Source organism: Coprobacillus sp. (assembly GCF_984815275.1).
Map to the genome: position 1 here is coordinate 23253 of NZ_CFJNYH010000023.1, position 14937 is coordinate 38189.

At 30.4% G+C, this 14937-nt stretch carries 15 protein-coding genes; 14 read left to right on the forward strand and 1 reads right to left on the reverse strand.

The annotated features are described in order from the left end of the window. Positions 1-244 precede the first annotated feature (244 nt). From AC5M21_RS09465 to AC5M21_RS09500, 8 genes are all read left to right on the forward strand, one after another. A complete protein-coding gene (locus AC5M21_RS09465; protein ID WP_008790682.1) occupies positions 245-1594 on the forward strand; it encodes an MATE family efflux transporter in 1350 nt (449 codons plus the stop codon). Beyond that, positions 1594-2076 (forward strand): MarR family winged helix-turn-helix transcriptional regulator, encoded by a 483-nt coding sequence (locus AC5M21_RS09470; protein WP_008790681.1) that lies wholly within the window; start codon positions 1594-1596, stop codon positions 2074-2076. Before AC5M21_RS09465 ends, AC5M21_RS09470 begins: the two co-directional genes overlap by 1 nt. Before the next feature lie 138 nt (positions 2077-2214). Continuing rightward, complete coding sequence (locus tag AC5M21_RS09475; RefSeq protein WP_017143978.1) at positions 2215-2874, forward strand: response regulator transcription factor; 660 nt, start codon at positions 2215-2217, stop codon at positions 2872-2874. Between the two features lie 85 nt (positions 2875-2959). Then, on the forward strand, positions 2960-3880 hold the full coding sequence (locus AC5M21_RS09480; RefSeq protein ID WP_008790679.1) for an ATP-binding cassette domain-containing protein: 921 nt from the start codon (positions 2960-2962) through the stop codon (positions 3878-3880). Next, a complete protein-coding gene (locus tag AC5M21_RS09485) occupies positions 3873-4676 on the forward strand; it encodes an ABC transporter permease (RefSeq protein ID WP_008790678.1) in 804 nt (267 codons plus the stop codon). The genes AC5M21_RS09480 and AC5M21_RS09485 overlap by 8 nt, the downstream gene beginning before the upstream one ends. Positions 4677-4691: 15 nt before the next feature. Continuing rightward, the gene (locus AC5M21_RS09490) at positions 4692-5588 is read left to right on the forward strand and encodes a sensor histidine kinase (protein ID WP_008790677.1); all 897 of its coding nucleotides are present in this window, start codon (positions 4692-4694) and stop codon (positions 5586-5588) included. A 70-nt stretch (positions 5589-5658) separates the two neighbouring features. Then, positions 5659-6216, forward strand: coding sequence for a cyclase family protein (locus AC5M21_RS09495; RefSeq protein WP_008790676.1), 558 nt, complete (start codon positions 5659-5661; stop codon positions 6214-6216). Position 6217: 1 nt separating this feature from the next. Continuing rightward, positions 6218-6670 carry a MarR family transcriptional regulator gene (locus AC5M21_RS09500; RefSeq protein ID WP_008790675.1) on the forward strand — a complete coding sequence of 151 codons (453 nt, stop codon included), beginning with the start codon at positions 6218-6220 and terminating at the stop codon, positions 6668-6670. Positions 6671-6828: 158 nt separating this feature from the next. Here the strand turns inward: AC5M21_RS09500 and AC5M21_RS09505 are convergent, their stop codons facing one another. Next, positions 6829-7836, reverse strand: coding sequence for a substrate-binding domain-containing protein (locus AC5M21_RS09505; RefSeq protein ID WP_008790674.1), 1008 nt, complete (start codon positions 7834-7836; stop codon positions 6829-6831). Between the two features lie 288 nt (positions 7837-8124). Between AC5M21_RS09505 and AC5M21_RS09510 the strand changes: the two genes are divergently transcribed. The 6 genes from AC5M21_RS09510 (at position 8125) to AC5M21_RS09535 (ending at position 14936) form a co-directional block, all read left to right on the forward strand. Continuing rightward, positions 8125-9396, forward strand: a complete 1272-nt coding sequence (locus AC5M21_RS09510) for a PTS sugar transporter subunit IIC (RefSeq protein WP_008790673.1) — start codon at positions 8125-8127, stop codon at positions 9394-9396. Between the two features lie 2 nt (positions 9397-9398). After that, positions 9399-10253: an alpha/beta hydrolase gene (locus AC5M21_RS09515; protein WP_008790672.1), complete on the forward strand. Its 855-nt coding sequence runs from the start codon at positions 9399-9401 to the stop codon at positions 10251-10253. 61 nt (positions 10254-10314) lie between these two features. Continuing rightward, positions 10315-11145 (forward strand): transketolase, encoded by an 831-nt coding sequence (locus tag AC5M21_RS09520; protein ID WP_008790671.1) that lies wholly within the window; start codon positions 10315-10317, stop codon positions 11143-11145. Further along, positions 11129-12064, forward strand: a complete 936-nt coding sequence (locus AC5M21_RS09525; protein WP_008790670.1) for a transketolase family protein — start codon at positions 11129-11131, stop codon at positions 12062-12064. Before AC5M21_RS09520 ends, AC5M21_RS09525 begins: the two co-directional genes overlap by 17 nt. 3 nt (positions 12065-12067) lie before the next feature. Further along, positions 12068-13519 carry an FGGY-family carbohydrate kinase gene (locus AC5M21_RS09530; protein ID WP_008790669.1) on the forward strand — a complete coding sequence of 484 codons (1452 nt, stop codon included), beginning with the start codon at positions 12068-12070 and terminating at the stop codon, positions 13517-13519. A 4-nt stretch (positions 13520-13523) separates the two neighbouring features. Continuing rightward, positions 13524-14936 (forward strand): L-fucose/L-arabinose isomerase family protein, encoded by a 1413-nt coding sequence (locus tag AC5M21_RS09535; RefSeq protein ID WP_008790668.1) that lies wholly within the window; start codon positions 13524-13526, stop codon positions 14934-14936. Position 14937 lies beyond the last annotated feature (1 nt).

The window sequence follows — 14937 nt, forward strand, 5'->3', positions numbered from 1 at the left end:
AGAAAATATGCATACGAAATGTATTTGACTTTTATCCTCTCTTTTATTTATGAAATGATGTGTGACTGTGCCTAAGATAACTATATATCTTTATCTATATTTCATAAACCTTATAGTCAACTCTATCATCATACTATCAATTGATAGTTTTTACTTCGTAAAATGAGATAAATTAGGTATCTTGACAAATAAAGACAAGAAGTTTATGATATATTCGTTAGGTACCTAAAGGGAGAAGTTATGTATGAATAAAGAGAAGATGGAAACTGGCAAAATTTTGCCACTATTAGTAGAACTTTCAGTTCCAGCTATGATTGGAATGATTGTTAATGCAATATATAATATTGTTGATAGAATGTTTATTGGAAATGCACCACATCTAGGTTCGATTGGATTGGCAGGAATTACGATATCATATCCAGTAACACTTGTATTAATGGCGTTAAGTTTAATGGCAGGAGTTGGTGGTGCAACTCGATTTTCAATTGCTTTGGGTGCAAAGCAAGATGAAGATGCAAAATTTTATCAAGGTAATTCCTTAATGATTACTGTTATTTTTGGATTGGTGTTTATGATTTTTGGGAACTTATTTATGGATCCTATACTTACAGTCTTGGGCGCAAGTGAAAGTGTTTTACCGCATGCAAGGGCATATTTAAGTATTATTTTGTATGGAGCAGTTTTTCAATGTGTTGCAATGTGTGGCAATAACTTTTCAAGAGCACAGGGCAATGCAAGAAATGCAATGGTTTCACAATTATTAGGTGCAGGATTTAATATTGTTTTTGATTATATATTCATTGTTCAATTTCATATGGGAATGGAAGGTGCAGCACTTGCAACAATTGGTGGGCAATTTTTAAGTATGGTATGGCAACTTGCTTTCTTATTTGGAAAGAGAGGGCTTATTCAATGTAAATTAGTTCATATGAAGTTGAAAAAACGTTTTACATATATGATTTTGAAAACAGGATTACCAGCATTTTTAATGCAGATGTCAGCCAGCGTTTTAAATATTGTTATTAATGGAACATTAGGGACATATGGTGGAGACACTGCTATATCTACAGTGGGTATTATTACCAGTGTACAGACACTTATGTTAATGCCATTGACAGGAATGGTACAAGGACAACAACCTATTATTAGTTATAATTATGGAGCTAAGCGATATGATCGTGTCAAAGAGACATTGAAATATACAGTCATTGGCTCAACAATAATAGCATTTATTGGTTTTTTAATTATTGAAATATTCCCTGCGATGATAATCTCTATGTTTAATCAAGAAGCAGAAATTATTAATTTAGGAAGTATATCATTGAGAATATGGTTTATCTGTTTACCACTTATTGGTTGTCAAACAATGTGTGCAAACTTTTTCCAAGCCATTGGAATGGTTAAACAATCAAGTTTTTTAAATTTATTAAGACAATGCTTGTTGTTAATACCGCTAATACTTATATTGGCCATGATATTTAAATTATATGGTGTTTTTATAGCGGTACCAATTGCAGATTTAATAGCATTTCTTATAACTATGTATCTTATAAGAAGAGAAATGAAGACATTTGTTGTAGAAGAGGTGTCATAGTGGAAGAAGAAGGAAGATTTGCTCAAGAAAATCAATGCTCTAAGCAAAACAGTGATTTGCAACAGGTATGTCAATTCAATGATTTGACAAGTCAATTGATAAAGTGTGGACAAATTCTTATGCATAAGACAGGTAAGAAAAGAGGACAAGAAAATATTTTAGAAATATTATTTCAATATGAATCCATGTCCCAAAAGCAGTTACAAGAAGTTTTAGGAATTGAAGCAGGATCGTTGAGTGAAATATTATCGAAACTGGAACAAAGACAATTCATTGAAAGATATAAAGATATAAATGATAAAAGAAAATCAATTATACATTTAACATCATTAGGAAAAGAAAAGATTAAACATAAAAAATCAAATGATGAAGATATGTTTGATATGTTAACATCTATTGAACAACAGCAGTTAAATGATATGTTAAATAAAGTTTTAAAAGAATGGTATAGAAGACATATGAAATATCATAAAACAAAATAATACGAAAATATGTAGGCTACTTTCCATAAAAAGTAGCCTACAATCTTTTATAATATAGCAGATTCAGATGTTATCTAGTTGTTATTATATACAAATCATATAGTAAATATTATAATAAAATAAAAGGGGTTGATGGGGATGCAACGTATACTTATTGTTGAGGATGATAGTGAAATTAATAATATGATTAAAGAATTTCTAGAAGGCTATGACTATAATTGTCATCAGGCGTTTTCTGGAAGTGAGTGTAAACTTTTAACACATATGGAAAGTTATGACCTCATATTATTAGATTTAATGTTGCCAGGTATTTCAGGAGAAGAGCTTATTCAAGAACTAGCGAAGACATCTAAAGTAATTGTGTTATCAGCAAAAAGTGGTATTGAGAGTAAAGTGAATCTTTTAGAATTAGGTGCGAATGATTATATTTGTAAGCCATTCGATATTCATGAATTGCTTGCTAGAATTAAAGTTCAATTGCGTCAATATGAACCTAAACAAAGACAATTGATCTATAAAGATTGGACAATTGATTTAGATTTAATGACCTTAAATGCAGCAGGTCAATCCATAGATTTGACATCTCTAGAATTCAAAATTATTGAATTATTCATGCGTTATCCACAAAAGGTCTTTACAAAAGAGAATATCTATGAGTATGTTTGGGAAGATGATTATGTAGTTGGAGACAAAACAATTCATGTCCACATCAGTAATATACGAACAAAACTGAAATCAACAGGAACAGATCATTATATTCAGACTGTTTGGGGGATGGGATTTAAGCTTATAGATTAAAAACTTAAACTTTTCTTAAACATTCCTTTACGTTTATTGAAACTTAATATTCTATTCTATATTTAGAAAAGAAAGGGGTGTTGATATGAACACACAATATGTTGTGGAAACACATCAGTTATGCAAGCAATATGGTAAACAGTATGCTGTTAACCATATGGATATGCATATTAAGAAAGGTGATATTTATGGTTTTATTGGTAGAAATGGGGCTGGGAAGTCAACGACATTAAAGATGATAGCAGGGCTCATACATTCAAGTTTTGGGGAAATTAAACTTTTTGGTGGACCATCTGATAATCAGATCGCACATCAGCGTATAGGAATATTAATAGAAGAAGCAGGTTTATATCCTCATTTGAATGCTTATGATAATTTGGAATTACAAGCATTGTCTCTTGGAATCGTAGATAAGCAAGTTATTAATGATGTTTTAAAACTTATGAATTTAGAGCATGTAGGCTCAAAAAAGGTTAAGAATTTTTCTATGGGAATGAAACAAAGATTAGGTATTGCAATGGCAATGCTTGGAAATCCTGATTTCTTAATTTTAGATGAACCTATTAATGGTTTAGATCCAGAAGGTATTCGTGAAATGCGAGAAACTTTATTAAAATTAAATAAAGAACAAGGTATGACAATGATTATTAGTTCACATATTCTTGGTGAATTAAATAAATTAGCAACAACTTTTGGAATTATTAAAGATGGTGTTTTGATTCAAGAAATATCAAAAGATCAATTAGATGAAAAATGTAAAGAGTATTTATCAATTGAAGTTGATAATACTGAAAAAGCATGTTTTGTATTAGAAGAAATGACAGAAGAAATAGAATATGAAGTTAAAGATCAAACAGCATTACATATTTACAATTATACTGATTCATCAAAATTAATATCAGAATTTGTAAATGAAGGAATTGCTGTGCAATCTGCCACTTTCCATAACCAAGATTTAGAAGAATATTTCTTATCTTTAATGGAAGGAGGAGAAAGTCATGTTTAATATGCTGAGAATGGATTTAAAGAGATTACAGAAATCAAAATCATCCTATGTTATTTTCATATTATCTATATTCTTATTATTTATTTTCTTTGTTGCTATGTATATTGCATTAAATCCAGATTTGCAAAGTTGGATGAAAGCACGTGGATTCATTTTTCAAATGGATGGTATGGATTCTACTCAAACTTTATCTTTCATAGATTTATTTCATCTCACATATACTCAAAACTTTATAGCTATTCTTATAGGAATAGTCGTTGTTTTGTTTAACTGTCATGAAAATGAATGTGGTTTTTCTAAAAATATTTTAAGTACACATGTTAATCGTTTTTATTATGTTGTGAGTAAAATTATAGCTTTAAGTTTATATGCACTTCTTCTTATACTTGTGTGCTGTGGGGAACTTGTGTTATTAAATATTTGTGTTTCTTCATTCTTTATATGGAATACAATTAGTGAGATATTCCTTTATATTGCACTATTATGGTTTATTGCGATTGCATATGTTTGTATGTATACAACTTTGACAGTATGGCTTAAGAGTAAGTCTGGCTGTATAGGAACTGTTATTGTTTATGCAACAGGTCTTTGGATGGCAATCGCAAGTCCGTTATTAAATTTTGTTGGTTGGCAAAAAATACTTGATTATACATTGATGAGCCATTTAGGGCTATTAAGTAGGCAAGTACAGAATATTGATATCAATGTTATTTTGTTAATGTTAGTGAATGTACTTATCTTTATATTTCTTTATATATTATTAAGTACCTTAAAGTTAAATAGAAAAGATATCTAAAGGTGGTGGAATGATATGGTTTACTTCATTGTATTATCAATAATGCTAAATGTTTTTTTAATTGGATATATAATACGTAGTCATAATGAGATGAAACATCTGACTAAGCAATTGAAGACAGTCAAAACAGGTAGCCATATTCATTTGACATCACAGATTCATACCCAAGAATTTCATAACTTATATTTACAATTAAATCTTTTGATGGATAACTACAAAGAAAAACAGTATATCAATCAAAAAGCTGAACAACAACTCAAAATGACAATACAAAATATGGCACATGATTTAAGAACACCATTAACAAGTTCGATTGGATATATGCAGATGATAAAAGATAGTTATAATCAAGACAAAAATGAACGTTATCTTCATATTTCTTTATGTAAAATGGAAGAACTTAAAGATATGTTAGAAGAATTATTTCTATATACCAAATTAACATCTGAAAGTTATCAATTAGACAGAGAAGAAATTCCCATTTATCCAATCTTTGCAAATATTTTATTAAGCTTTTATGGACTTTTTCAAAATAATCATCAAGAGCCAATAGTTCATTTTGAAGATGAAGCTATTCAATGTCTAGTGAATCAGGAAGCTATTGAACGTGTATTTCAAAACATCATTAATAATGCCATTATACATGGAAAAGGTGATTTAAGAGTTTATCAAAAGGGACATCAAATAGAATTTATAAATACGATAAAAGAAACTTGTCCTCCTAATATTGAACATGTTTTTGATCGTTTTTATAAAGCTGATGTTTCAAGAAATAAGACATCATCTGGTCTTGGTTTAGCAATTGTAAAAGAATTTGTTGAGAAAATGGGTGGAACAGTACAAGCGAGAATTGAGGGAAATCAATTTATTATAGAATTATTATTAGATGAAACTAGGATTTATGAATCTTAGTTTTTTTGTTGACATGGAAACAAATATAAATTATATTGTATCTAAGGAAACAAAAAAAGGAGGGTGAATTATGTTTGTTGATTTCACTTTAAAAATTACACCAGAACTTATAATAGATGCACAAGGAAATGAGAAAAAATCATTAGTAGGGCATTTAGGGACACATTTTGATGTCATGAATAAGGAATTTCCATTGGAATATCTGCGTTTGCCTTCGGTTATATTTAATGTCCATAATAAACAAGAAATTCAATTCAATGACATTGATTTTAGTCAAATTAAGGAAGGAATGTTTGTTGGTTTTGCAACAGGCTTTATAGAGAATGTTGGCTATGGAAATAAAGAGTATTTTACTCAACATCCACAATTATCAAATGAGTTAATAGAAAAACTTATTGCCAAAAGAGTCGCTATTATAGGAATAGATTGTGCTGGTATTCGCAGAGGTAAAGAACATACGCCTATTGATCAGTATTGTGCTGATCATAATGTCTTTGTTATAGAAAATTTATGTAATCTACAAACCTTTCTTCATTCAAAGGATCACATGACCTGCTATATAAATACATATCCTGTTCATTATAGTGATATGACAGGATTACCATGTCGTGTTGTAGCAGAGGTATAATATGCATCAGGATTTATTAGATCTATTTGCTGAACAATTAGAAAAGCAGGATCAACTTTCTAAACTTACAGAAAGTGAATTTTTACATCAATATGGTTATTCTGATGTTCATAGCATCGATTTTATTGGTAATCATAAAGATGCTAATATTACACAGTTATCTTTACATCTTAAAATGACGAGAGGTGCAGCAAGCAAAATTGTCAAACGTTTATTAAAGCAAGAACTCATAGAAATGTATACAAAAGAAACCAATAAAAAAGAAAAATATTATTGTTTAACAAGAAAAGGTAAAAAGATCTTTAAAGAACATCAAAAACGTCATAAATTATGGGTGAAACGTGATACTGAATTTTTTAAAAGATATCCAGTCATTGAACTTCAATATGTGAAAGAATTTATGAAAGATTATAATCAGTATCTAGAAGAACAAATCAAAAGTATAGAAAAATAGTGACTATATAATATTTTATATTAACAATCCTTCCAATGGTAGTATGGAATGAACTATCATTGGAAGGATTTTCTTTCTTTAAGGAGATATATTAATTATTACATAAGATTTAAATTTTTATATCTTTATATATTTAAGTGTAAATATTAGTGATTAAATCATGTTTTTTTTACGCTATCTCTTTCAACAATTTTTGTTGCCACAAGTATTTTTAAATGACTTATATCACCATTGATTTTATTTATTAATCTTGATACTGCGATTTTTCCTAATTGCTTTTTGTCAACTTGTACAGTTGTTAAAGGTGGATTGAATAATTTACTAATAGGCAAATCATCAAATCCACATATTGAAATATCTATATTTAATTCTTGAAATGCACGTACTGCCCCAATTGCAATATTATCATTTACGGCATAAAAAGCTGTTGGAAGTTCATCCAAACTTAATTCGTTTAGAAAAGCCTTTAAATATGTTGCTGTATCCCTATATGATCCTTCAGGACTAGGATCGACTAATATTTCATTCTCTGGTCTAAAAGGTAAATTGTAATCATCCAAAGCATTTCTATAACCCATTTTCCTTTTCTTAAAGTTGTTAATTTGATAAGAAGAATTGATAAGTCCAATATTTTTATGCCCATTATCAATCAGTAGTTTTGTAATAGCATAACTGCCATCAGAATTGTTGATCGCAACATAGTCATATAACATATCATCATATTCATTATCTAATACAACAAGAGGTGTACAAACATTATCAAAGAGTTTTAAATCATCTATATCCATTTCTGTTCCTAACAAAAGTACTCCTTTTGTTTGATTTGATTTTAAACTTTTAGTAATTTCTGTATGTAGTGAATCAGAGTTAACATGGTGAATAATTAATTCGTATCCTTGGAGACTACATTCATTTTCGATTCCTCTAATCAGTTCTGAGAAAAATGGGGTATCTCCTATAATATGGGCATCTTTATAAATGATAATTAAACGAATGGTATTGTTATTACTACTGCTATTGTTTTTAAAATATCCCATCTCTCTAGCAATTTTTAATATATATTCACGTTTTTCTTCACTAATTCCTTTTCTGTTGTTCAATGCATTAGAAACAGTTCCATCAGAAACACCTGCTTTCAAAGCAATATCTCTAACTTTAACTTTCATGAAAACCCTCCTTTCTAAAGTAGGTATATGAAATATTATATATTATATTTTATTGTTTCTCAAATTATTTAGTTGAAAATTTATTTTTATTTAGTATATTACCTTGATTAATTGTTTTATCAAGCTCAAATACTAATTATTTAGTAAATGTTTAGTATATAAATTAAAAATATTTAGTTTTTGTATTGACTTAATTTAGTTGTGAAGTATATAATAAAGTCGAAGTAAGGGGTTTCAAGTAGGTTTGCAACAAAACAAAATGATATTGTATGAGGAGGAAATTAAAAAATGAACAAAGATGAATTGATGGTAAAGGTTTTGGGATTTGCAGGTAAAGTTCAGGGTAATAAATACTTAACAGCCATTTCCCAAGGATTAATGCAAACATTACCAATATTGATGATAGGATCAATTGCGTTACTATTAGCAGTGTTACCAATTGATGCATGGCAAGGTTTGATAACTGATTTGGGAATTAAAGCAAAGCTATTAGCGGGTTCAACATTAACAACGAGTTTAATTGCTTTATATTCATGTTTCTGTATTGGATATCAATTAGCAATTCAATATAAGCAAGATGGAATTGCAGCAGGATTGATTTCTGTATTTTCATTCTTGGTTTTAACGCCATTAAATGAGGGGGCTCTAGATACTTCATGGTTATCTGCTCAAGGCTTATTTGCAGCAATGATTGCTTCATTAGTGTGTACAAGAATTTATGTTTTATGTATTGAGAAAAATTTAACAATTAAAATGCCTGAAGGTGTTCCTGGGTTTGTTCAAAGAAGTTTTCAAACATTATTTCCTGCAATTATTTCAGGAGCAGTTGCTATGGTTGCCAGTTTCTTATTTGGTTTAACTAGCTATGGTTCATTTGCACAAATGATTTACTCAGTTGTCGCAATACCTTTACAAGGTTTAAGTGGAAATGTCTGGTCATTAGTATTTATAGTATTTATTCAGATGATTTTATGGTTCTTTGGTATCCATGGTTCTTTAGTAGTTGGAAGTTTTATTACAGCATTATATTTACCAATGGATACTGCAAATATGGATGCATTGGCAGCAGGTTTATCAAATAGCGAATTGCCACATATTCTAGGTAAGACATTCTATGGTTTATATGCAGGTATTGGTGGAGCAGGTGGAACTTTATCATTATTAATTGTTATCTTAATATTTGCTAAAGCGAAAAAGAATAAAACATTAGGTAAATTGGCTATTGTACCAGGCTGTTTTACAATTAATGAACCAGTAGTATTTGGTTATCCATTGATATTAAATCCAATTATGGCTATTCCATTTATTATAACACCATTAGTTCAAATTTTAGTGGCATATGCAGCCATTGCAGTTGGTCTTGTTCCAAGATTAACAGGTATTCAGGTTCCATTTGGCATGCCAATATTACTTAATGGATTCATGGCTGGTGGATGGCAACACGCTATATTGCAAATTATATGTATTGCAATAGGAGTAGCTATTTGGTTCCCATTCTTTAAGTTATCTGATAAAAAAGATTATGAACTAGAGCTCTCTGGAGAAGTTACGGGAGAATAAGTATGATAAGTGAAAAAATACAATTGAATAAAACAGCTTATTTAGAGACTTATTTATTAAATAATTCCCAAGAATATAACGTTGGTAAAAAGCGACCATTTGTTCTAGTTATACCTGGTGGTGGTTATGCCTTTACGAGTGATCGGGAAGCAGAACCAATTGCCCTAAAATTTAATAGTATTGGATTCAATAGTGGAGTTTTATGGTATACAGTCATGGACCAAGTTACAAATGTTCCCCATAATGCTTTAATAGAGGGGGCTATGGCTATTAAATATATAAGAGAACATGGAGAAGAATGGTTGATTGATACAGATAATATTATTGTATGTGGATTTTCTGCTGGTGGACATCTTACTGTTCAGTTGGCAACAAGATGGCATCAAGAATGGTTGGCTAAAGAATTAAATACGACAAGTGATATGTTAAAGGTTAATTTGGCTATTCCTTGTTATGCGGCTGCTAAAAGTAAAAAGTTTGCAGTAGATGATTTAGGGTTTGCACATCAGTTGATTGAAAATCCTAATACTGCAAATGTTCGTTTCTTTGGAGTGGAGGACCCTACGGATGAAGAGGTTGAAGCATATAATATATTAAATTATATTGATAAGCATACACCACCTATGTTTATTTGGCATACATTTGAAGATGTGTTGGTTGATGTATCAGCATCTATTGAATTAGCAGCAAAATTAAAAGAAAAAAATGTTCCATTTGAATTACATATATTTGAAAAAGGAGAACATGGTTTAGCATTATGTGATAGAACAACTTCACGAAAAGCCAGTCATCATAATAACCATGTTATTCATTGGTTTGAACTATGTGAGGAATGGTTATCTGATTATATAGATTAGGTATAAGAATATAGTCTAGGAATAGTTTGAATTCTTAGACTTTCTTAGTAAGGAGGGTAAAATGGATTTGCAGATTCTAAAAAATCAATCTTATGATTTACGAAAAGATATTATTGATTTATGTTATCAATCACAATCAGGACATGTTGGTGGCTCTTTATCTTCAATAGATCTTTTAAATGTTTTGTATTTCCATGTTATGAATGTTAGCCCAGTTCATTTTAATGAAGAAAATAGAGATCGTTTTATATTGAGTAAAGGTCATATTGCTGAAGCATTATATGTCGTACTTGCTAAAAAAGGATATTTTGACTTTAATGAATTAAATCAATATTGTAAATATGGTTCAAAATATTTTGGGCATCCCTCTTCTAAAGTAAAGGGAGTTGAACTGAACAGTGGGGCATTAGGACATGGTTTGGCTTTAGGTGTTGGGATAGCCATTGCAGCCAAAAAAATGAATAGAGATTATCGCACATATGTATTAATGGGCGATGGTGAATTGGCAGAGGGTTCAGTTTGGGAATCAGCAATGGCAGCAGCATTTTATCAATTAGATAATTTATGTACGATTGTTGATAGAAACCGGCTTCAAATTAGTGGTAATACTGAAGATATAATGGCGTTAGAGAATTTAAAAGAAAAATGGCAATCATTTGGTTTTGAAGTATTAGAGATTGATGGAAATAATTATCACCAAATTATAGATTCTTTTGAAAAAGCAAAAGAGATTAAAAATAAACCAACTCTTATTCTAGCAAATACAATAAAAGGTAAAGGGATATCTTTTATGGAAAACAAGGCAAGTTGGCATCATGGTGTTATTACTGATGAACAATATCAAACATGCTTAAAAGAATTGGAGGAAGCTAAAAATGAGCAGAATATCTAATAGAGCAGTTATCTGTGAAAAATTATTAGAATATGCAAAAAAAGATTCTCAAATCTGTATAGTGACAAGTGATTCAAGAGGGTCAGCTTCTTTAACTCCATTTGCTAATCAATATCCAGATAGAATTATTGAAGTTGGAATTGCTGAACAAAATTTAGTTGGTGTTAGTGCAGGACTAGCTTATGCAGGATTGAAACCATATGCAGCTTCGCCAGCTTGCTTTTTAACAATGCGTTCAATTGAACAAATTAAGGTTGATGTTGCCTATTCAAAAACAAATGTTAAATTAATTGGAATTAGTGCAGGTGTAAGTTATGGAGCATTAGGAATGACACATCATTCATTGCAAGATATTGCAGTCCTTGCAGCAATTCCAAACATGACAATTATAGCACCTGCTGATAGATATGAGACCGCAAAAATGATGGATGCATTACAAAAATTTGAAGGACCCGTATATATAAGAGTAAGTCGTAATCCAGTTGATGATGTTTATAGTCATACTGATTTTGATTATCAAATTGGGAAAGCGAATATTTTAAAACAGGGTGATGATATAACTCTGATTGCCTATGGGGATATGGTAAATGTGATTGATAAAGCAGGCCAGATTTTAGAAACTCAAGGAATACATGCTAGAGTTATTAATATGCATACTATTAAGCCATTAGATAAAGAAGTTATTATTAAGGCTGCTAATGAAACAAAAGGAATCATAGTTGTTGAAGAACATAGTATTTATAACGGTTTAGGAAGCTTAGTTAGCCAAATTGTTTGTGCAAATCATCCATGTCCAGTGAAAACAGTAGCATTACCAGATGATACATTAGTAACTGGCGAAGCACAAGAATTGTTTGATCATTATGATTTAACAAAAGAAAATATAGCATGTATGGCTAAGGAAATGTTAGAGGGTTAAAACATGAAATATATCTTAACTGTTGATCAAAGCACATTCTCAACAAAAGTATTTTTAATAGATGAAATGGGCCAGATCCATGCTTCAAAATCAATTAAACATAAACAAAACTACCCTGAAAATAACTGGGTAGAGCATGATGCTAGTGAAATTTATCATAACTTAGTTACAGCAACAGAAAATATTAAGCAGCAACATTCTAAATTATTTCAAGACATAGTAGGTATTGCAATTACAAATCAAAGAGAAACAACTGTATTGTGGGATAAAATCACACAAGAACCTGTTACAAATGCTATTGTCTGGCAATGTCGAAGAACTTTAAAAATATGTGATGAATTATCAAAATATGATGAAAGAGTAGAAGAGTTAACAGGTTTAAAAATCAATCCATATTTTTCAGCAACAAAATTAAAATGGCTTTTAGAGCATTATCCAGATAAAAATCGTTCATATGCTTTTGGAACAATAGAATCATGGTTAATTTATAAATTAACTCATGGCAAAAAACATGTTAGCGATGTTACAAATGCTTCAAGAACTTTATTGATGAATATTGAAACGTTAAAATGGGATGATGAGTTGTGCCAAATATTTGATATTCCCCAATATCTATTACCAGAAATATTAAATAATGACGATATATTTGGTTATTCAGATATTGAAGGGTTATTGCCATATAGAGTTCCAATATGCGGTATTATTGGCGATTCTCAAGCATCATTGTATGCCCAACATTGTTTTGAAAGTGGGGCAATGAAAGTTACATTAGGTACGGGTTCAAGTTTGTTAATGAATAGCGGGCATGAAAAACCAGAGAAAATGATAGGTATTGTTTCAGCTATAGCCTGGTGTTTAGATAAAGAAGTGACTTATGCTAGAGAAGCCATTATTAATTGTAGTTGTGATACTTTAAACTGGTTAAAAGATCAAATGCATTTGTTTAAAAAAGAGGATGAATTAAATGATATTTGGGATAAAGTTCCAAATAATGATGGCGTTTATTTAGTTCCAGCCTTTGTTGGTTTATCAGTTCCTTGGTGGTCTAATCATGCTAAAGCAAGTATCAGCGGATTATCTAGAAGCCACACTTATAATCATGTACTCAGAGCGGGATTGGAGTCAATTGTTTATCAGATTTTTGATGCTGCTGCGACATTAATGTATGATTCCCAACAAAAATTAAATGTTGATGGTGGGGCAGTATTTAATGAAGGATTATTACAATTTTTATCTGATATTTTAAATATGGAAGTTGGTGTAAGTCTTCATTGTGATTTATCAGCAATGGGAGCTTATGAAATTGCCAGAACCCGTTTATTAAGTAAAGAGAAATTGATAAATGTTCAAAAAACATATTATCCAAATATGTCTAAAGAAGATAGAATTAAAAATATTGAAGGGTGGCATTATGCTGTTGAAGGTGTTCTTGCTATGAGTGAGAAAGAAAGGTGACAAAATGAATAAAGTAAGATTAGGGTATATTCCTACAAGGAGAGATATTTTTAGTAAAGAAGATGCTATTAAATATAAAGAGTTAATTCTTGAAAAACTAAAAAGTTGGAATATTGATATTGTTGATATTGAAGATATCAATGAAGAAGGTCTATTATTTGATGATAATGATATAGATAAAATTGTTGATAAAATGGTAGAGAATAAAGTAGATGCGTTATTCTTCCCACATTGTAATTTTGGTACAGAATATTTGGTAGCTATGGTTGCGAAAAGACTGAATTTACCGACTTTAATATGGGGTCCAAGAGATGAAGAACCATTATCTGATGGTGCACGTTTAAGAGATTCTCAATGTGGTTTGTTTGCAACTGGTAAAGTTCTAAGGAGGTTTTCGGTCAAATTTACTTATTTAACAATGTGTCGTTTAAAAGATAAACAATTTAAAGAGGGGGTATTTAGATTTCTAGCAACTGCTAATATTGTTAAAGAAATGAGAGATCTGACTATCTTACAAATCTCTACAAGACCAGCAGGATTCTGGACGATGATGGTTAATGAAGGTGAATTATTAGAAAGATTTAATGTTAAAATTCATCCAATAGATTTATCTGAAATCAAAGAGGAAATGGATCGTATAAAAAAAGAAGATGGAGATGCTTTGCATAAAACTATGGTATATTTGAAAGAAAATACAGTTGTAGGAATTAATGATCAAGCGGTTAAAGATGTTTCCGCATTAAAATGTGCAATTAAAAATTTAGCAGATAGATATCATTGTAAAGCGGCGGCTATTCAATGCTGGAATGCCATGCAAGGTGTTTTAGGAATTTTCCCATGTGCAGCAAATGCTTTGTTAACAGATGAAAGATTTCCAGTGACTTGTGAAACAGATATCCATGGGGCTATTACGGCAATCATGGCACAAGCAGCATCATTAGAGAATAACGTGACATTCTTTGCTGATTGGACAGTTCCACATCCAACAAATGATAATGCTGAATTATTACAACATTGTGGACCTTGGCCAATTTCATTAATGAAAGAAAAACCAAAATTAGGAGCTCCATTTGCTTTTCATCATTCTCATCCTGGATCATTACATGGTGAAATGAAAGAAGGTCAAGTGAGTATCTTAAGATTTGATGGTGATAATGGAGAATATTCTATGCTTATGGGAGAAGCTCATACTGTAGAAGGACCATTTAATCAAGGAACATATGTATGGATTGAAGTAAACAATTTAAAGAAACTTGAAGATAAACTTGTAAAAGGACCATATGTACATCATTGTGTAGGTATTTATGAAAATATATTGCCACAAATCTATGATGCATGTCATTATATAGATGGATTAATTCCTGATCTTTATGATCGAGATGAAGAATCATTAGCAGCAATTATAAGGGGTGAATAAT